At 69.5% G+C, this 18,178-nt stretch carries 19 protein-coding genes and 1 riboswitch; of the genes, 9 read left to right on the plus strand and 10 right to left on the minus strand.

Annotation, left to right across the window (positions count from 1 at the left end; translation table 11 throughout):
• Window positions 1-55: 55 nt before the first annotated feature.
• From O5M90_RS20045 to sodC, 3 genes are read right to left on the minus strand one after another with little or no spacing between them, the layout of a single operon-like run.
• Window positions 56-1,000, minus strand: coding sequence for a class I SAM-dependent methyltransferase (locus tag O5M90_RS20045; protein WP_269838381.1), 945 nt, complete (start codon window positions 998-1,000; stop codon window positions 56-58).
• A 5-nt stretch (window positions 1,001-1,005) separates the two neighbouring features.
• On the minus strand, window positions 1,006-2,913 hold the full coding sequence (locus tag O5M90_RS20050) for a B12-binding domain-containing radical SAM protein (protein ID WP_269838300.1): 1,908 nt from the start codon (window positions 2,911-2,913) through the stop codon (window positions 1,006-1,008).
• A gap of 59 nt (window positions 2,914-2,972) precedes the next feature.
• Window positions 2,973-3,512 carry a superoxide dismutase [Cu-Zn] SodC gene (gene sodC / locus O5M90_RS20055; protein ID WP_269838299.1) on the minus strand — a complete coding sequence of 180 codons (540 nt, stop codon included), beginning with the start codon at window positions 3,510-3,512 and terminating at the stop codon, window positions 2,973-2,975.
• Window positions 3,513-3,719: 207 nt separating this feature from the next.
• Here sodC and O5M90_RS20060 point away from each other — a divergent pair, with 207 nt between their 5' ends.
• The 4 genes from O5M90_RS20060 to O5M90_RS20075 all read left to right on the plus strand — a co-directional run bounded on the left by O5M90_RS20060 (window position 3,720) and on the right by O5M90_RS20075 (window position 8,943).
• The gene (locus tag O5M90_RS20060; RefSeq protein ID WP_269838298.1) at window positions 3,720-3,878 is read left to right on the plus strand and encodes a hypothetical protein; all 159 of its coding nucleotides are present in this window, start codon (window positions 3,720-3,722) and stop codon (window positions 3,876-3,878) included.
• 21 nt (window positions 3,879-3,899) lie between these two features.
• On the plus strand, window positions 3,900-4,868 hold the full coding sequence (locus tag O5M90_RS20065) for a DUF2157 domain-containing protein (protein ID WP_269838297.1): 969 nt from the start codon (window positions 3,900-3,902) through the stop codon (window positions 4,866-4,868).
• Window positions 4,865-6,508 carry a GDYXXLXY domain-containing protein gene (locus tag O5M90_RS20070; protein ID WP_269838296.1) on the plus strand — a complete coding sequence of 548 codons (1,644 nt, stop codon included), beginning with the start codon at window positions 4,865-4,867 and terminating at the stop codon, window positions 6,506-6,508. Before O5M90_RS20065 ends, O5M90_RS20070 begins: the two co-directional genes overlap by 4 nt.
• A gap of 46 nt (window positions 6,509-6,554) precedes the next feature.
• Window positions 6,555-6,646, plus strand: a riboswitch (cyclic di-GMP riboswitch).
• 107 nt (window positions 6,647-6,753) lie between these two features.
• Entirely contained in the window at window positions 6,754-8,943 is a 2,190-nt protein-coding gene (locus tag O5M90_RS20075; protein WP_269838295.1) for a putative bifunctional diguanylate cyclase/phosphodiesterase, read from the plus strand.
• Here O5M90_RS20075 and O5M90_RS20080 read toward each other — a convergent pair.
• Entirely contained in the window at window positions 8,903-9,148 is a 246-nt protein-coding gene (locus O5M90_RS20080; RefSeq protein WP_137942892.1) for a hypothetical protein, read from the minus strand. The two genes, O5M90_RS20075 and O5M90_RS20080, sit on opposite strands and share 41 nt — an antisense overlap.
• Window positions 9,145-10,305, minus strand: a complete 1,161-nt coding sequence (gene mltA, locus O5M90_RS20085) for a murein transglycosylase A (protein WP_269838294.1) — start codon at window positions 10,303-10,305, stop codon at window positions 9,145-9,147. The genes O5M90_RS20080 and mltA overlap by 4 nt, the downstream gene beginning before the upstream one ends.
• Between mltA and O5M90_RS20090 the strand changes: the two genes are divergently transcribed.
• Window positions 10,304-10,435, plus strand: coding sequence for a hypothetical protein (locus O5M90_RS20090; protein WP_262971629.1), 132 nt, complete (start codon window positions 10,304-10,306; stop codon window positions 10,433-10,435). The genes mltA and O5M90_RS20090 overlap by 2 nt on opposite strands.
• On the opposite strand, the gene O5M90_RS20095 is transcribed toward O5M90_RS20090, so the two are convergent.
• Complete coding sequence (locus O5M90_RS20095; RefSeq protein WP_171018250.1) at window positions 10,432-12,444, minus strand: site-specific recombinase; 2,013 nt, start codon at window positions 12,442-12,444, stop codon at window positions 10,432-10,434. The two genes, O5M90_RS20090 and O5M90_RS20095, sit on opposite strands and share 4 nt — an antisense overlap.
• Complete coding sequence (gene apaG / locus O5M90_RS20100; protein WP_137942894.1) at window positions 12,444-12,818, minus strand: Co2+/Mg2+ efflux protein ApaG; 375 nt, start codon at window positions 12,816-12,818, stop codon at window positions 12,444-12,446. Before apaG ends, O5M90_RS20095 begins: the two co-directional genes overlap by 1 nt.
• Before the next feature lie 92 nt (window positions 12,819-12,910).
• Between apaG and O5M90_RS20105 the strand changes: the two genes are divergently transcribed.
• Together O5M90_RS20105 and O5M90_RS20110 are read left to right on the plus strand one after the other, a co-directional pair.
• Window positions 12,911-13,681: a substrate-binding periplasmic protein gene (locus O5M90_RS20105; RefSeq protein ID WP_137942895.1), complete on the plus strand. Its 771-nt coding sequence runs from the start codon at window positions 12,911-12,913 to the stop codon at window positions 13,679-13,681.
• Entirely contained in the window at window positions 13,678-14,286 is a 609-nt protein-coding gene (locus tag O5M90_RS20110) for a DNA-3-methyladenine glycosylase I (protein WP_137942896.1), read from the plus strand. The genes O5M90_RS20105 and O5M90_RS20110 overlap by 4 nt, the downstream gene beginning before the upstream one ends.
• Before the next feature lie 12 nt (window positions 14,287-14,298).
• Here the strand turns inward: O5M90_RS20110 and O5M90_RS20115 are convergent, their stop codons facing one another.
• Genes O5M90_RS20115 through O5M90_RS20125 form a run of 3 tightly spaced genes read right to left on the minus strand, consistent with a single transcriptional unit; the run spans window position 14,299 to window position 16,667 of the window.
• A complete protein-coding gene (locus tag O5M90_RS20115; protein ID WP_269838293.1) occupies window positions 14,299-14,751 on the minus strand; it encodes a fasciclin domain-containing protein in 453 nt (150 codons plus the stop codon).
• A gap of 46 nt (window positions 14,752-14,797) precedes the next feature.
• Window positions 14,798-15,724, minus strand: a complete 927-nt coding sequence (locus O5M90_RS20120) for a fasciclin domain-containing protein (RefSeq protein WP_269838292.1) — start codon at window positions 15,722-15,724, stop codon at window positions 14,798-14,800.
• 52 nt (window positions 15,725-15,776) lie between these two features.
• A complete protein-coding gene (locus O5M90_RS20125) occupies window positions 15,777-16,667 on the minus strand; it encodes a fasciclin domain-containing protein (protein ID WP_269838291.1) in 891 nt (296 codons plus the stop codon).
• Between the two features lie 173 nt (window positions 16,668-16,840).
• On the opposite strand from O5M90_RS20125, the gene O5M90_RS20130 reads away from it, so the two are divergent.
• Window positions 16,841-17,446, plus strand: a complete 606-nt coding sequence (locus O5M90_RS20130; protein ID WP_137942900.1) for a TetR/AcrR family transcriptional regulator — start codon at window positions 16,841-16,843, stop codon at window positions 17,444-17,446.
• 33 nt (window positions 17,447-17,479) lie between these two features.
• A complete protein-coding gene (gene rpe / locus O5M90_RS20135; protein WP_137942901.1) occupies window positions 17,480-18,175 on the plus strand; it encodes a ribulose-phosphate 3-epimerase in 696 nt (231 codons plus the stop codon).
• Window positions 18,176-18,178 lie beyond the last annotated feature (3 nt).

Genomic DNA, 18,178 nt, shown 5'->3' on the forward strand with positions numbered 1-18,178 from the left:
CGGCGAGGCCGGCGCTGTCGCTGCCGGCCCCTGTTTATCGTCTTGGCGGGGCGCCTCAGCCCAGTGCCGGCGCCTGATACACCAGCACCTTCAGCGAGCGCTGCTCGTCCACATCGGCAAAGGCCGCCGGGTTCGCCACCCGCTCGACAAAGCGCAGTGTGGGCGCCAGTTCCTGCATCTGGGCCTGCAGAAAGCCCAGGTCCAGCTTGGGCGTGTTCAGGCACAGCAGCGCGCGGCCGCCGGGCACCAGCAGCTCGGGCAGGCGGCGCATCAATCGGGCGTAGTCCTTGGTGGCGACGAAGCTGCCCTTCTGGAAGCTGGGCGGGTCGACGATGATCAGCTCGTAGGGGCCGGCGCGGCCGATCTTGCCCCAGCTGCTGAAGATGTCGTGCGGCAGGAAGCTGGCCGTGCCCATGCCAGGCGCGGCGGTCAGACCGTTGAGCTGATGGTTCTTCTTGCCTATGGCCAGCGCGCCGTCGCTCATGTCCACATTGACCACCTGGGTCGCGCCGGCCTGCAGAGCCACGACCGAGAAGGCGCAGGTGTAGGCGAACAGGTTCAAGACCTTGAGCCGGCGTTTGTCGGGCCAGCCGGCCACACACTCGCGCACCCAGCGCCGGCCTTCGGCCATGTCGAGGAAGAGGCCGTGATTCTGGCCGCGCAGCAGATGGACCAGATAGCGCGCGCCCTGCTCGCTGACGATGTGCTGAGGCTCGGGCAGGCTGCCGGCCATCAGCCGGGTCTCGCTGCGGCCCTCATGGCGAAACTGGTAGGCCCAGCTCAGCGTGGGCCCGCAGCGCGCGCTCAAGGCGCTGTGGATCTCGGCCAGCTCGACCTCGCTCAGCGGCTGCGAAAAACTGGTCAGCAGCCAGACCGGCGGAAAAGCATCCAGCGCCAGATGCTCGCAGCCCGGGTGCAGGCCGCCGCGGCCGTGAAAGATGCGATGGGCCTCGGTGGGGTTGGGCGTGAGGGTGGCGATGGTGTCGAGCAGGGGCTGCAAACTGGTCATGCAGGCACCGCCAGCGCCTTCGCGATCTTGTGCCGGGGCACCGTGGTCTTGGGCACCTTCATATCGAACCAGCTGCGCACATCCTCCTCGACGCCGATGCCGTGCATGAAGTTGTAGATGGCCTTCTTCAGCGCGCGGCCGAGGCGGTCGTGGTCGACGCCCGTGGGGTCGATGAAGCCGACATCGTTCTTCGCGAAGGGGCTGTCGGGCAGGGGCAGCAGCTGCACGCCGTAGTCCTCGGGGTTCATGCCCACCGGCGAATGCACGGTGCAGGCAAAACGGTGGAAGAAGCCGCTGTGGATGCAGCCGTTCTCGAACAGCTGGCGCACATACTCCAGCGCGTCCACCGTGTCCTGCACGGTCTGGGTCGGGAAGCCATACATCAGATAGGCATGCACCAGCACGCCGGCGTCGGCAAAGCCCTTGGTGACCCGCGCCACCTGCTCGACCGAGACGCCCTTCTTCATCAGCTGCAAGAGCCGGTCCGAGGCCACCTCCAGCCCGCCCGAGATCGCGATGCAGCCGCTGTCGGCCAGCTGCTGGCAGAGCTCGGGCGTGAAGGTCTTCTCGAAGCGGATATTGCCCCACCAGCTGATCGCGGTGCCGCGCTTTTCCAGCTCCAGCGCCAGCGTCTTCAGCGACTTCGGCGGCGCCGCCTCGTCGACCAGATGGAAGCCGGTCTGGCCGGTCTCGGCGACTATGGCCTCGATGCGGTCGACCAGCGTTTCGGCCGAGGCCGCGTCATAGCGCGAGATGTAGTCCAGCGAGACATCGCAGAAGCTGCATTTCTTCCAGTAGCAGCCATGGGCCACGGTCAGCTTGTTCCAGCGCCCGTCGCTCCACAGCCGGTTCATCGGGTTCAGCATGTCCAGTAGCGACAGGTATTTGTCCAGCGGCAGGCCGTCCCAGGTGGGCGTGCCCACCTCTTCGAAAGGAATGTCGGGCTCGACGAAGTTGATGTACTTCACCGCGTTTGCGTCGCGCACAAAGGTCCGCACCAGGCGCTGCTGCGAGCGCTTTCCCTCGAGGTGCTCCAGCAGGGCCAGCAGCGGGCGCTCGCCGGCGTCCAGCGTGATGAAGTCGACGAAGTCGAACAGGCGCGGCTCGCTGAGCTCGCGCAGCTCGGTGTTGACGAAGCCGCCGCCCAGCACGATCTTGACCGCCGGGCTGTGGGCCTTGATGGTCTGGGCGATGCGCAGTGCCGCATAGACGGCGCCGGGGAAGGGCACCGACAGCAGCACGACCTGGGGCCGGTGGCGCTCGATGGCCGCCAGGGTCAGGTCTTGCAGCAGCCGGTCCACCAGGTTCGGCGGTGCGGCCAGGGCCCGGGCCAGCGGCTCGAAGGTGGGCTGGGCGGTGGCCAGCTTCTCGGCATAGCGGACGAACTCGAAGCGCTCGTCCACCGCGTCGCGCAGCACATCGGCCAGATCGTTCAGATACAGCGTGGCCAGATGGCGGGCCCGGTCCTGCAGGCCCAGCGCGCCGAAGGCCCAGGCCAGCGGGTCGCCGCCGTCCTCATCGAGGTAGGCGTCCAGCGTCTCGAAGCGGCTGCCCTCGGGCAGGAAGGCACGGGTGTTGATGCGGTGGGCCAGCGTCGCGTCGCCGCCCTGCAGAAAGCGTATCACCGGCGTGATCGTCGCGGCATAGCGCTCGTACTGGGCCGCGAAGCTGCGCACCTGGGCCGAGCGCTGCGCCTCGGGCGTTGCCTGCACGGCCTGATGCAGGCCGGCCAGCCCCTCGCGCGAGAACAGCGCCAGCATCAGGGCCAGCGCCAGATCCTCCTGCACCGCCGGAATCTGGCGCGAGCGCAGAAAGCCGGTCAGATAGGCGGTCGAGGGATAGGGCGTGTTCAGCTGTGTCATCGGCGGGATGACGGCGAGCACGCGGGGAGCGAGGGAAGGCATGGGAGCGGCGGCGGCGGACAAGCCGGCATTTTGCCAGCCGGGCCGCCCGCTGCCGGGATTCAGCCTCCGATCACCCCGCAAGCCACGCGCGCTCCGCCACCGCCCAGCGGCGCCGGATGGTCGGCATGGTTGTCGCCACCGGCGTGCACCATCAGCGAGCGGTTCAGCACATCGGCCAGCTTCAGCCGCGGCCCCAGCACCGGCTGACTGGCCGTGCCGTCGGCGGCGACATACAGCGGCGGCAGATCGCCCAGATGGCCGCTGCCCCAGGGCTCGCCGTGCTTGCCGCTGCCGGCCGGGTCCAGATGGCCGCCGGCCGCCAGGGCCGGCACCATCACGCCGTCCTTGTTGGCGGCCGGCGCGCAGGACGGCTTCTCATGGACGTGAAAACCGTGCAGGCCCGGCGGCAGGCCGCTCAGCGCCGGGTGGAAGACCAGACCGTAGGGCGACTCGACGATGCGCACGGTGCCGACGGCGGCGCCGTCGCCGCTGGCGCCGGCGACGTTCAGGGTGACGCTGCGCTCGGCCGCCAGGGCCGGGGCTGCGGCGAGCAAGAAGGCGCCGAGCAGGGCGAGGGTGGTGCGAAGGTGTTGGGACATCGAGAGGCTCCTTGGTTGGTGTAGCTGGTGGCTTGGATTCTGGCCCGCCGAGCCGGGTCGGCGAGCGGCTTCTGCCCCGCATCGAGAGGACGAATCAGGGGACAAGCCGGCTACAAACGAAACAATTCCTCAACAAAGCAGCAATCTGCTTGAGACCGGCCGCGTCGACAGTGCAGCCATGCCGGATCCCGGCATCAGGAGCACGCCATGTCCGAGCCCACGCCTTTCCCGAGCTACCGCAGCGAGGCCTTTGCCGAAGACCTGATGGAGCCGGCGCCGAACCGCCTGAACCGCCGCATCGAGGCGGTGCTGGGTTTGCTGCCGCTGTGCACTGCCCTGCTCGGCTTTGCCTTCGCGCTGATCTGATTGCCGGGCATGATGCGCGGCATGGATTTGCGAGCCCGGATTTTTGAACTGACGGCCCTGCACGGGCTTTCCGCCACCCAGGCCCTGCGCCTGCATAGGCTGGCCGGCCTCTTCGACGAGCCCGCCCCGCTGCAGCGCTGGCTGCCCCGCATCATCGCGGCGCTGGCGGCCGCGCTGGGCGGACTGGGCCTGGTGATGTGGGTGGCGGCGAACTGGGCCGGGTTGGGGCGCTTCGAGCGCTTTGCGCTGCTGCAGGGGCTGATCCTGCTGCTGTGCGTGGGCGCGGCGCTGCGGCCGGCCGCGCGCGCGCCGCTGGCCCTGCTGGCCTTTGTGACGACCGGCGCGCTGTTCGCCTTCTTCGGCCAGACCTACCAGACCGGCGCCGATGCCTGGCAGCTGTTTGCGCTGTGGGCCGTGCTGGGCCTGCCGCTGGCTGTGGCGGTGCGCTCGGATCTGCTGTGGGCGCCCTGGGCCCTGGTGGTGCTGACCGGCATCTCGCTGTGGACCCAGACCCATACCGGGCGCAGCTGGCGGGTGCAGCCGGAGGACCTGGGCGTGCATCTGCTGGGCTTTGGCGCGATGCTGGCGCTGGGCGCCTGGCTGGGCCCGCCGCTGCGCCGTTTCACCGGCGCGGGGCTGTGGTCGCTGCGCCTGGTGGCCTTGTTCGCGGTGATCGCGCTGAGCCTGAGCGCCGGCGTGGGCCTGTTCCATGAGCGCATTGCGCCGCAATACGGTCTGGGCCTGCTGATTCTGGGCCTCGCGGCCGGCCTGCTGGCGACGCGGCGCGGCTTCGATGTGTTCGCGCTCAGCGCGGTGGCGCTGGGTCTGAACGCCTTGCTGGTGGCGGGGCTGGCGCGGCTGCTGTTCAGCGGCCGGGGCGATCAGGTCGGGAGTTTTCTGCTGGTGGCGCTGCTGGCCTCGGGTCTGCTGGCCGGCTCGGTCAGCACCATCCTGCGCCTGTCCCGGCACTACAGCGGGGAGTCGGCATGAAGCATGAACTGTTGTTGAAGGCGGCGGTCGCCGAAGGCCTGCTGCCCGCCGATGCCCAGGCGCCCGCCACCGAGCACCGGCCCTGGCCGGTCGTGCTGCTGACCGCGCTGGGCGCCTGGATCGCCGCGATCCCGCTGATGGGCCTGGTGTTCGCGCTGCTGGGCGGCCTGCTTGACAGCGGGGCCGGCAGCTATCTGGTCGGCGCGGCGGTGCTGGCGGGCGCCTTGTCACTGATGCGCCGGCCGGGCCTGCCGCTGTTTGTCGAGCAACTGGCGCTGCCGGCCCTGATGGTGGGCGCCGGTCTGCTGGGCTTTGCGCTGTTCCGCGATCTGCCGATGCGGATCGCGGCCCTGCTGCTGCTGGGCCTGGTGCTGGCCCTGGCGACATGGTTGCAGCGGCCCTGGCTGCGGGTGCTGCTGGGCGCGGCGGCGGCGGCGCTGCTGAGCGTGCAGCTGCTGCCCTCGCGCTGGTTCGACCTCGGCGGCGGCATGCTGTCCTTCTGGCTGGCGCCGCATCTGCTGCTGCTCGTCTGGGCCGTTGCGCTGTGGGTTCAGCAGCGCCATCTGCTGGACGGACCGCGCGTGCGCCGGGCCGCGCTGATCGAGGCGCTGGCCGGTGGCTGGGTGCTGGTGGCACTGGCCGGGCTGTGCTGGCTGGCGGGCATGACGTTTCTGGTGGGCGGTGTGCTGGGCGGCTCGGCGGCCGGCGGCCTGGCGCTGGAGCTCGGGAGCGCCTTGTCGCCGGCGCTGCGCTGGCTGCCGCTCGTGATGCGCGCCGGCTCGCTGGGCTTCGCGCTGGCCGGGGCGCTGCTGCTGGCGCGCTGCTGGCCGGGCTGCCGCCGGCCGCTGTTCCTGATGTTGGCGGCGGTGCTCGCGGCGCTGGCCTGGCTGCTGCCCAGCCTGGGTGGCGCGCTGTTCGCGCTGGCCCTGCTGGCGGTTAGCCAGCGCTGGCGCCTGGCCGGTGCTGCGGCCGTGGCGGTGGCCTGGATCATTGGCAGTTTTTACTACCAGCTGCACTGGCCGCTGGGCCAGAAGGCCTTGCTGCTGCTGGGCCTGGGCGCGCTGCTGGGTCTGTTGAGCTGGCTGACGCAGCGCCGTGCGGCAGCACCGGCCGCGCCGGCGGCACCGGCGCGCGGCCGCTGGGTGCTGCTGTGCGGGGCGGCGGCGGTGCTGCTGGTCGCCAGTGGCGCGATCTGGCAGAAGGAGCGCCTGATCCGCGAGGGCCGGCCGGTGTTTGTGGCGCTGGCGCCAGTCGATCCGCGTTCGCTGATGCAGGGCGACTTCATGCGGCTGAACTTCGCGCTGCCGGCGGCCGTCGAGACGCCGCTGCTGCAGGATCTCGGCAGCCAGCGGCCACGGCTGGTGGCGCGGCTGGACGGCCGTGGCGTGGCCCAGCTGCTGCGCCTGCATGCCAGCGACGCGGCGCTGGCCGAGGGTGAGCTCTTGCTGGAGCTGACGCCCAAGGACGGCCGCTGGGTGCTGGTCAGCGATGCCTGGTTCTTCGAGGAGGGCCGGGCGGCGGCCTTCGAGGCGGCGCGCTTCGGCGAGTTCCGGGTGCTGCCGGACGGCCGCGCCCTGCTGGTGGGCATGGCGGATCAGAATCTGCACTCTATTTCCGCTCAAGCGGCGCCCAAGCGTTAAAAAAGCGCGCGCCCCGGTCGCCCTGAAGCCTTAGCATCCCCTCCACATTCGACAAAGGCACACCCGTCTGAAAAGCGGGGTCGCAAAGCCTCCGGCCTACCGTCCGCTTCAGCGGACCAGGGCAGCGGGGTTGCCGCCCGGCAGTGCTGGCGCGCTGCGTGCCTGGTTCGATCTCGCTCACCCGGCCCGCGCATGTTGCAGTACTCCCCCTCGCTTATCCCCTCCAGGCTCCCCAGGAGCCGGCCATGATGCTGGTCGGCGGTGGCGCGGCCGCGCTGGCCCTGCTGGCCGGCGCGCACTGGCTGCGCATGCGCCAGGTGGTGCGGCGACTGCGGCGCGAGCAGGGGTTGCAGCGCCAGCAGGATCAGCGCTTCCAGGACTTCGCCACCGCCGCGTCCGACTGGTGGTTCTGGGAGCTCGATGCGCAGCTGCGCTTCACCTATGTCTCGCCGAACAGCGCCCATGTGACCGGCCGGGCGATCGAGTCGCTGCTGGGCCGGACCTCGCGCGAGCTGGTGCAGGCGCTGGCCCCCGAGGAGCAGCCGGCCTGGGATCAGCATCTGTCGGACCTGGAGCAGCACCGGCCCATCCATCAGTTCGAGTTCCGCCTGCCGCAAGCCGACGGCTCGCTGCGCTGGATCAAGATCAGCGGCCTGCCGGTCTTCGATGCGGGCGGCGCCTTCTGCGGCTATCGCGGCACCGGCAACAACATCACCGCGCGCAAGCACAACGAGCTGGAGCTGCGCCTGGCCGCCATCGCCTTCGAGACGCAGGAAGGCATGTTCGTGACCGGCGCCTCCGACGAGATGCTGCGCGTCAACCCGGCCTTCAGCGAGATCACCGGCTACAGCGCCGCCGAGGCGCTGGGCCGGACGCCGCTGATGCTGGGTGCGGGCCGCCACGATGCCGCTTTCGTTACCGAGATCCGCACCCTGCTGCTGCGCAACGGCCGCTGGCGCGGCGAGCTGATCAGCCGGCGCAAGGACGGCAGCACCTTTCCGATGAGCCTGACCCTGACCGCGGTGCGCGATGCCCGGGGTGAGGTCAGCCATTGCGTGGGCCTGTTCAGCGATATCAGCGAACGCAAGGCGGCGGCCGCCGAGATTGAGCGCCTGGCCTTCTACGACCCGCTGACCGCGCTGCCGAACCGCCGCCTGCTGCTGGACCGGCTGCAGCAGGCCCTGGTCGCGGCCCAGCGCAGCGGCCGCTGCGGCGCGTTGCTGCTGCTCGATCTGGACAATTTCAAGACCCTCAACGACACCCGCGGCCATGACTGCGGCGATCTGCTGCTCAAGCAGGTGGCGCTGCGGCTGGCGCCCTGCCTGCGCAAGAGCGACACGGTGGCGCGGCTGGGTGGCGACGAGTTCGTCGTGATCCTGGCCGAGCTCAATGAGGACAAGACTCAGGCGGCGGCCGAGGCCGAGGGCGTGGCCGGCAAGCTGATGGAAGCGCTGACCGAGCCCTACGAGCTCGGCCTGCATGAACACCATTGCACCGCCAGCATAGGCATCGCGCTGTTCGATGCGCTGGCGCAGGGCAGCGAGGATGTGATGAAGCAGGCCGATCTGGCCATGTACCAGAGCAAGGCGGCCGGCCGCAACGCGATCCGCTTCTTCGACCCGACGATGCAGAGCGCGGCCAGCGCCCGCGCCGAGCTCGATGCCGATATGCGCAAAGGCCTGCAGCGCGGCGAGTTCGAGCTCTACTACCAGGCCCAGGTCGACGGCGCTGGCGCGGTGATAGGCGCCGAGGCCTTGCTGCGCTGGCAACATCCGCGGCGCGGCCTGGTGGCGCCGCTGGACTTCGTGCCGGCGGCCGAGCAGAGCGGGCTGATCGTGCCGCTGGGGCAGTGGGTGCTGGACAGCGCCTGCCAGCAGCTGGTGGCCTGGGCGGCCGATCCGGCGCTGGCGCGCATGAGCCTGGCCATCAATGTCAGCGCCCGGCAGTTCCAGCAGCCCGACTTCGTCACCCAGGTGCAGCGCGCGCTGGCGCGCAGCGGCGCACGCTCGCAGCTGCTGAAACTGGAGCTGACCGAGAGCCTGCTGATGGACGATGTCGAGGGCATGATCGCGAAGATGAATGCGCTGCAAGCCTGCGGCGTCGGCATCTCGCTGGACGACTTCGGCGTCGGCTATTCCTCGCTGAGCTATCTGAAGCGCCTGCCGCTGGACCAGCTGAAGATCGACCAGAGCTTTGTGCGCAATGTGCTGACCGAGAAGCAGGACGCGGCCATCGTCAGCACCATCGTCGCGCTGGCACGGAGCCTGGGGCTGCAGGTGCTGGCCGAGGGCGTCGAGACCGAGGCGCAGCGCGACTTCCTGCTGGCCCAGGGCTGCCAGGCCCACCAGGGCTATCTGTTCAGCCGGCCGGTGCCGCTGGGCGAGTTCGAGCAGCTCACTCGGGCGCCGCACCCATCAGCTCGATCAGCTCCTTGAGGAACTCCAGCGCCTCCTCGGGCGTCGCGAAGTAGTACTCGCCGCCAAGGTCGGCGGCATCGCCGTTCGGGCCGATATGCACGACGGCCCAGCCCTCGGCCCCGCCGCCGATCGCGCAGATGCCGAAGGCGCCGGGCGCCAGGTCGCGGGCGGTGCCGGCGGTGACGAAGATGTCGCGGCCGAGATGGCAGTGGTAGCGTTTCATGAGGGCTCCCGGGGCCACAGCGCCCACAGCCGCAGCGCCTGCTTCATGCGGCCGGCCTGGGCCTCGGCCTCGCTGCCCCAGCCCCAGAAGTAGTCGGCCCGTACCGCGCCGACAATGGCGCTGCCGGTGTCCTGAGCCATCACGAGGCGGCGCAGCGGCGTGTCGGACAGCGGCTCGCTGCTGTCCAGCCAGACCGGCGTGCCGTAGGGGATGCTGGCGCGGTCCACCGCGATCGAGCGGCCCGGCGTCAGCGGCACGCCCTGGGCGCCGCGCGGCCCGAGCTCGGGGTCGGGCAGCGGCTCCTCGCGGAAGAACACATAGCGCGGGTTCTGCCATAGCAGCTCGTTCAGGCGGGCCGGGTTGCGGCGCGCCCAGTCCTTGATGGCCGGCCAGGAGGCCTGCTCGGCGCGCAGCTCGCCACGCTCGATCAGCAGCTTGCCCAGCGACTGGTAGGGCATGTCGTTGTGGCCGGCGAAAGCCAGCCGCGCCAGGCGCTGGCGGCCGTCGCTCTCCTGCACCCGCACGCGGCCCGAGCCCTGGATCTGCAGCACCAGCGCATCGAGCGGGTCCTCGATATAGAGCAGCTCCTGCGCTCGCAGGCGCTCGCGCTGCTCGGTGGCGATCTGCTGGCGGCTGAAATAGGGGCGGCGCTGCTGTAGATCGGGCGGCGCCGCATGCAGCGGCACCCGGAAACTGCCCTGCGGCCGGCGCGTGGCTTCGAGCAGCGGCTCGTAGTAGCCGGTCGCCAGGCCCTGGGTCTGGCCGTCCAGGCTCTCGACCCGGTAGGGTTGCAGATGCTTCATCAGCCACAGATGGGCCTCGACATCGTCGGCCGGCCGGTCGCGCGCGGCACGGGCACACAGGCCGGCCCAGCCGGGGGCAGATCTTGCGCAGCCGCGCAGCAGGGCCGGCCAGAGCTCGGCGGCCCGGTCCTCGCCCCAGCCGGGCAGCTCGGACCAGTCGCTGGCCAGCCAGCGCGAGCGTTCGCGCAGCAGCGTGGCGCGCTCTCGCTCCGGCGGCGCAGCGGGCGTAGTGGTGCTCGGCGCGGGCGCCGGCCCGGGTGGCATTGGCGGCAGCGGTGTCGTGGAGCAGGCCGCCAGCGCGCCTAGAATCGCCGCCGCCAGTCCGGCACGCCAGGAGAGAGTGGATAAAGACATGGGATTGCTGTTGCTGGAGGCCTTGGGCGCGCTGGCCCTGCTGATATTCATTGTCTGGTGGACCATGTTCTCCGGCCGCAAGGGCGGCGAGCGGCGCGACGCCGAGCAGGACCGCGACCCCAGGCCTTAGTTGGCCTTGGGCGGCAGGAAGAAGCTGCGCGGCTGCGCCTTGAAGCGCCGCCAGATCGCGCCGCTGACGCGGGCCCGGTCGGCCAGCATGATGCCGCGCGAGCGCAGGGCCACCTTGAAGGCCAGATAGAAGCTGACGCTGACATTGAGCGCGCCGGTCAGCGGCACGGCGGCCACGCACCACCAGAAATCGGCCCGGTGCAGCACCTCCAGCCCCAGCGCGCCGGCGGCCGCGGCAATCTGGCCGGCCGACAGCGTGACGTGGCGCACCTCGATGGGCAGCGCGAAAAAGCCCAGCAGCGCCGGCACCAGGCCCAGCATCATGCCCAGCGAGACATTGGCCGTCAGGCCCGAGATATTGCCGCGCCACCAGTCGGCCCAGCGCTGCGCGCGCGCCTGACCGAGGCGGGCGACGATGCGCGGGTTCCAGGCGATCGCGGCGTCGAGGCGGTAGAACACAAACCAGTTCTCGACCCAGCCGGCGATCAGGCTGCTGGCAAACAGCAGGGTGCCGGTCAGCGCGGCGAACAGCAGCGTGGGCCCCAGCAGGGTCAGGTTGTGCAGCACATGCTCGGCGTCCTTGGCTCCGACCAGCGGCGCGCCAAAGCTGAGCCAGCTCAGCAGCTGCACGCCCAGCACCATGGGCAGGACCAGGGACAGATTGCCGACGATGCCGGCGATCTGCGAGCGCAGCAGATGGGCCACCTCGTCGACAAAGCGCTCCAGGCCTTCGTCGTCGTCGATGTCGGTGAGTTTCTGCGCCATCGCCGGCGCGGTCATCGCCGGCTGCTTGGTGGCGACGGTCCAGTGCATCAGATGGATCGCGACAAAGCTGGCGGCATAGTTGGCGCCGGCCCAGAAGCCGGCCCAGAAGGCCGACAGCGAGAGCGCCCCGACCGCGAACTTGACGAAGGTGGTGCCGGCGATCACCAGGCCGCCGCCGGCCGCGCGGCGCAGCATGTCGCGGTACTCGGCGGCGTTGCGGGTGATGTAGTGCTCGCCGGTCTCGGCGCTGCGCTCGGCCACCTTGCGGGCCAGCATCGAGTAGTGGCGTGCGAACAGCGTGCGCACGCTGCGCCGCGCATGGGTCACCCGCACCAGGTTGGCGACCAGGCGCGCCAGCTCGCGCTGCGGCTCGGGCGAGACCAGGCAGTCCAGCAGGGTCTCGATGCGGCGCAGCCGCTCCAGCATCTGCTCGACCTCGAAGATGATGTCCACCGAGACGCCGTAGCCCTCGAGATGGCGCGGAATGCTCTCGGCCGCCAGCCGGCAGCTGTCCAGCAGCACGCGCAGGTATTGCAGGGCCGGCATCATCGCGGCGCGGTCGGCGCGCTGCAGTGCATCGCTGAACTGCTCGGTGGCGCGGCCCAGCTGCGTGAACGGCTTGTGGCTCAGCAGCTCGGGATCCATGCGCTGGCGCAGCGGGCCGGACAGGCCGGCCGCCGCGACGCCGCTGATCAGCACCGTGAGCCCGCCCAGCATGGGCTCGCGCCAGACATCGCCGGCCGGCACGGCCCGGCCGAACAACGCCGCAAGCCGGCTCAGCAGCTCGTCGTCAAGCTCGGCCAGCCACAGCGCGTCCTCGGGCTCGGGGAACAGCAGGCCGAACAGCTCGCCGAGCTCGCGGGTGTCCACCGTGTCGGGCAGCACGCGCTGGCGCAGCCGGTGCAGCAGCTCGCTCCACAAGGCCATGCGCGAGGCGAAGCCGACATCGGCGAACAGGCCCAGGGCCTGGATATCGCGCCAGACGCTGCCCAGCACACCGGCGAAGGCCTCGGCGTGGGCCGGGTTGCGCTCCAGCATATTGAGCAGATGCTTCAGACGCAGCAGCGGCAAGGGGCGCTCGCTGCCACCCTCCAGGCCCGCCTCGCCGTGGCGCTTGACCGGGTGGCGCAGCCACTCCATCAGGCGCACCAGCCAGAGATTGCGTGCCGCCAGTTCGGCCCTGGGGTCGGCCGCGTTCAGCAGGGCCGTCAGATCCCAGGCCCGGTTCACTCGCTTGAAGCGCATCAATGCAGGGTGCTGGTGTCGGCCAGCATGAATTCGGGCACCTCGGTGTAGAACACCTCGGCCTCGTCGGTGACGCACAGAAAGCGGCCGCGCATGCTGCCTTGCGGCGTGGCGATCTGGGCCCAGGAGCTGTACTGGAAGGTCTGCCCCGGGGCCAGCAGCGGCTGGTGGCCGACCACAGCCAGGCCGCTGACCTCTTGCACATGGCCGGCGGCATCGCTGATATGCCAGTGGCGGGCCACCAGCTGGGCCGTGACATCGCCGGTGTTTTCGATGCTGATCGTGTAGCTGAAGGCGTACCGGCCTTGTTCAGCCTCGGTCTGCTCGGGCAGGACTTGCACGACAACGCTGCAGGTGAATTGAGCTTGAGCCATGGTGACTATTCTATGGTTGCTGCGCTGCATCATGATGCCGGGCGGCTATGCTGAAGCCCGGGCCGACATTGGAAGCAGAGTCATAAACAGGGATGAGATACCCCGCGATCACACGACGGGCATGGCTGGCGGCGCTGGGCCTCGCGCCTTGGGCCGCCCTGGCACAGCCCGTGGTGCTGCGCACCACGGCGCAAAGCGGCGCACCGGTCAAGTATGCGCCCGGCGACAGCGCGCGGCCCGGCATCTGTGCCGAGCTGATGGCTGCGGTCGAGCGCCTTGATGCCGGGCTGCGCTTCGAGGGGCAGCGGCAGCTGACGCCGTTGCGGCGCATCGAGCGCATGCTGGCCCAGGGCGAGATCGATGTGTTCTTCTGCCTGCTCAACACCGTCGAGCGGGCCCGCCAATGGGACTATCTGCCGGTGCCGCTGTACCGGGTGCGGCATGTCGCGGTGCAGCGCCAGAACGACCCGACCACCTTGCGCGGCATCGCCGAACTCAGGGGCGCCGGCCTCGACAAGCCGGTGCTGGTGGCCCAGGGCTCGGTGCTGGCGCAGGCGCTGACGCAGGCCCGGGTGCCTTTCAGCGACGCGGCGCGCTCCGACCTGGATGCGCTGCGCATGCTGATGCTGGGCCGCTCCGACGTGGTCTACGGGCAAGACATGACCCTGCTGCCGCTGCTGAGCCTGCCCGAGTTCGCGGGGCGGCTGCGCATCGCACCGGTCGTGTTCCATGAAGATACCCAGTACGCGGTGGTGGCCAGAAAGCTGCCGCCGGCCCTGACGCGGCGTCTGCTGCAGGCCTTGCAAACGCTGGAGCGCGAGGGATTCCTGCGCGATCTGGCCGAACGTTATCGACAACCATGAATCCACAACTGCACATTCCCGCCGATGGCCGGCCGCGCTGCCGCTGGTGCGCCGCCGCCGCCGACTGGCCGCCCTATCTGCACTATCACGACACCGAATGGGGTTTCCCGGTCGCCGATGACCGGCGCCTGTTTGAGAAGCTGTGCCTGGAAGGTTTCCAGTCGGGCCTGTCCTGGCGCACCATCCTGGCCAAGCGCGAGGCTTTCCGTGCCGCATTCGCCGGCTTCGATGTCGAGCGCGTGGCGGCTTTTGATGCTGCCGACGTCGAACGCCTGCTGCAGGATGCCGGCATCGTCCGGCATCGCGGCAAGATCGAGGCGGTCATCAACAACGCGCAGCGCCTCATCGAGCTGGTCGCCGAGCAGGGCTCGCTGGCCGCCTATATCTGGCGCTTCGAGCCGGAGGGCGGCCACGAGAACCTGACCGAGTCGCCGGCCTCCAAGGCCCTGTCCAAGGACCTGAAGAAGCGCGGCTGGAAGTTTGTCGGCCCGACCACCATGCATGCCTTCATGCAATCGATGGGCCTGATCAACGACCATGCGCCGCAGTGCGTGACGCATGCCGAGGTGGCGGCCGCGCGGCGGCGTTTCAAGCCGCCGCGCTGAGCCCGGCCGGGCTTACTTGGGCATCACGACGCTGTCGATCACATGGATCACGCCGTTGTCGGCGGCGATGTCGGTGGCCGTCACCTTGGCGCCATCGACCGTGACCCCGCCCATCGTGGCGATGGTCAGCTCGCTGCCCTGCACCGTCTTGACCTTGCCGGCCTTGACGTCCTTGGCCATCACCTTGCCGGGCACGACGTGGTAGGTCAGCACGGCGCTCAGCTTGGCCTTGTCCTTCAGCAGGGCGTCGAGGTCGGCCTTGGGCACCTTGGCAAAGGCCGCGTCGGTCGGCGCGAACACGGTGAACGGGCCGGGGCCCTTGAGGGTGTCGACCAGACCGGCGGCCTGCAGCGCGGTGGCCAGGGTCTTGAAGCTGCCCGCCGCCACGGCGGTGTCGACGATGTCCTTGGCCTGCGCCGACAGCGCGAGCAGGGACAGGGCACTGATTGCAAAGAGCTTTTTCATCGGGTACTGCTTTCTTTGGGGTTGAGGAAAAGGGAGCGGGCGACGCTCACAGCGTCGGCAGGATGACCTTGTCGATCACATGGATCACGCCATTGCTGGCCAGCACATCGGTGGCGGTGATCCTGGCCTTGCGGCCGTTGCGGTCGCTGATGTCGAGATTGGCGTCGACCGTGAAGGTATTGCCCTGCACCGTGGTGATGGCCGGGCCGACCGGCACATCGGCCTTCAGCACCCGGGCCGGCAGCACGTGGTAGGTCAGCACCTTGGTCAGCAGGGCCTTGTCGGCCAGCAAGGCGTCCTTGCTGATGCCCAGCTCGGTCAGCAGCGCGGCGAAGGCCGCGTTGGTCGGCGCGAACACGGTGAAGGGGCCGGTGCCGCTCAGCGTGCCGGCCAGATCGGCGGCGACCACGGCATCGACCAGGATGCTGAAATCGGGCAGCGCGCTGGCGGTCTGGACGATGGTCTTGTCGGCCGGCAGCAGCACACGGTCCAGCACATGGACAACGCCGTTGCTGGCCTGGATGTCGGTGGCGGTGATGGTCGAGACGCGGTTGCGCCCGTCGGTCACCCGGGCGGTGCCGCCGCTGAGCTCGATCTTGAAGATCCCGCCCTGCAGCGTGGTGATGGGCTTGCCGGCCGGGATGGCCGCGCGCTCCACCTTGGCGGGCAGCACATGGTAGGTCAGCACCGCGGTCAACAAGGCCTTGTCGGCCAGCAGCTGGGCCTTGCTGATGCCCAGCTCGGTCAGCAGCGCGGCGAAGGCGTCATTGGTCGGCGCGAACACGGTGAGCGTGCCCGGTGCGGACAGCGTGCCGCCCAGATCCGCCGCGACCACCGCCTCGCTGAGGATGCTGAAGCGGGCGTCGCTGCGGGCGATGTCGACGACCGTGGGCGGGTGATCATCACCGCCGCCGCAGGCGGCCAGCAGGCCGACCGAGGCCAGCAGGGTGAGGCGTTTGAACCAGGCAAACATGGCGGTATCTCCTTGCTTGTTGATAAGGATTGAGGTTGGGGTGTCTGCGGCTTCAGAAGCCGTCGGGCAGCAAGGGCGCGGCCAGGCGGTGCAGCACGCCGTTGACGGCTTGCCAGTCGCTGCCAGGCTGCAGCGGCTGAGCGGTATCGCCGCAGCACAGCAGGCCCAGCGCGCCGAACTGGATCGCCGAGCCCTCGATGCTGTTCATGCGAGCGCCCCAGGGCAGCTCGTGACTGAGCCAGCGTCCGCCAAGCAGATGGTGGCGCACGAGTTGGCCGAGCCGCTCGCGATCGTTCATCAGCTCGCGCCGACGCAGACCCAGGCGTGCCGCCAATTGCTTGAAGCCACTGTCGTCGGGCGCCAGCAGCGTGAAGGGACCGCTGGAGCGCAGCACCACATCGAGACCGCAGCGATGCACGGCCTCGGCGAATTCGCTCAGGGACGGCGTCTGCTGCACCTGGGCCAGCAGGCCTTGTTGCGGCGCCTGCAGCACACGGTCGATGACATGCAGTCGCAACTCGCCCCAAGTCAGCTCACCGCTCAGCAAACGGGCCAGACGGCCCTGGGCATCAAGCAGGCAAGGGCCCTGGGCATCGGCTTGCAGTCGCAGGGTGCCGCGACCCATGCTGGGCAGCGGGAGGGGCTGAGGCACGGGCTCGGGGCTTAGCGGCATAGGCAGCAGATGCTCCAGCAGCAGCGCGCGCAAGCGCTGGGGTTCGGCCAGCAGCGCGTCCATGCCCAGGCCCTGTTCGCTCAGATGCTGCCGCAGCGCGGCGTCGCTGGGCGCCAGCAGGGTCAGGCTTCGGCCGTGGCTGAGCAGGCTCTGCAGTCCGGCGCGTGGCATGGCTGATACCAGCCAGGCCGGCGCCGTCGGCAGCTCGGTGCGCGGCTGCGCAGCGGCGCTAGCGCCGGGCAGCAAGCCGGCGCGGTGAGCGGTGGTCATCGGGCAAAGCCATCTGAGCATCTGGTCCTCGCTTTCTGGGTGTCGGCGCTGGGAGATGCGGAATTTGAACTGTTCAGTTCATTTTGTCAACTGATTGGTTTTGTAAAAATACTTAACGGTATCAATTCGACCTGCGTGTTCTGAATTGTTACGATGGGCCCTAGAATCGGGCCATGGCAAAAGTTTCATTCCGCGAACAGGTCCTGCAGGCCCGTGAGGACGCCATCGTCGATGCGGTCAACCGCCTGCTGGCCGAGAAGGGCTTCGACCTGATGACGGTGGATGAGGTGGTGGCCGATGTGGGCATCGCCAAGGCCAGCCTCTACAAGCACTTCAGCTCCAAGGAGGAGCTGGCGGCCGCCGCGATGGTGCGGGTGCTGGAGCGGGCGCTGGCCGAGCTGGCGCGGCTGCGCGAGCAGCCGGGCTCGGCGCTGGACAGGCTCAAGGCCGTGGCGCGCTGGACCATGCAGGTGCAGCTGGCCGGCGAAATGCCCTCGCTGCCGGCGCAGAACTCCAGCCTGCGCGCGGCGCTGACGGGGCACAAGCTCTATATGGACCGGCTGCTGACCCTGAGCGACGAGCTCGGCGAGTGGATCGCTGCGGCCCAGGCCGATGGCAGCCTGCGCCCCGATCTGCCGCCCGAGATCGTGCTCTACACCTTGTTCGCCCGCGCCTGCGATCCGGTACTCGCCCTGCTGAAGGCCGGCGGCCAGCACAGCGATGCGCAAATCATCGAGATGCTGCTGACCACCTGCTTCGGCGGGCTGGCGGGCTCCTAAAATCGGGGCTCACTCCCAGCCCCGCGCCCGATCATGAGCACCTCAAGCCGCCCCTCGCCGCTGATCTCCCCCAGCATCCTCTCCGCCGACTTTGCCCGCCTGGGCGAGGAGGTCCGCAACGTGCTGGCCGCCGGTGCCGACTGGATCCATTTCGATGTGATGGACAACCATTACGTGCCCAATCTGACCTTCGGGCCCATGGTCTGCGAGGCACTGAAAAAGCACGCCGTCAAGCCCGACGGCACGCCGGCCCCCATCGATGTGCATCTGATGGTGCAGCCGGTCGACAGCCTGGCCCAGGCCTTTGTGCGCGCCGGTGCCGATCTGGTGAGCTTCCACCCCGAGGCCAGCGCCCATGTGGATCGCACCTTGCAGCTGATCAAGGCCGAGGGCGCTCAGGCCGGCCTGGTGTTCAACCCGGGCACGCCGCTGGACGTGCTGGAGTGGGTGATCGACAAGGTCGACCTGGTGCTGATCATGAGCGTCAACCCGGGCTTCGGCGGTCAGAGCTTCATCCCCAGCGCGCTGAAGAAGCTGGAGGCGGCGCGCCGAATCATCGAGCAGAGCGGCCGCGACATCCGGCTGGAGATCGACGGCGGCGTCAAGGTCGACAACATCCGCCAGATCGCCGATGCCGGCGCCGACACCTTTGTGGCCGGCTCGGCCATCTTCGGCAAGCCGGATTACAAGGCGGTCATCGACGCGATGCGCGCGGAGCTGGCGCGCTGAGCG

Origin of the sequence: Paucibacter sp. M5-1 (genome assembly GCF_027498415.2) — a bacterium.
Lineage (GTDB): Bacteria > Pseudomonadota > Gammaproteobacteria > Burkholderiales > Burkholderiaceae_C > Roseateles_E.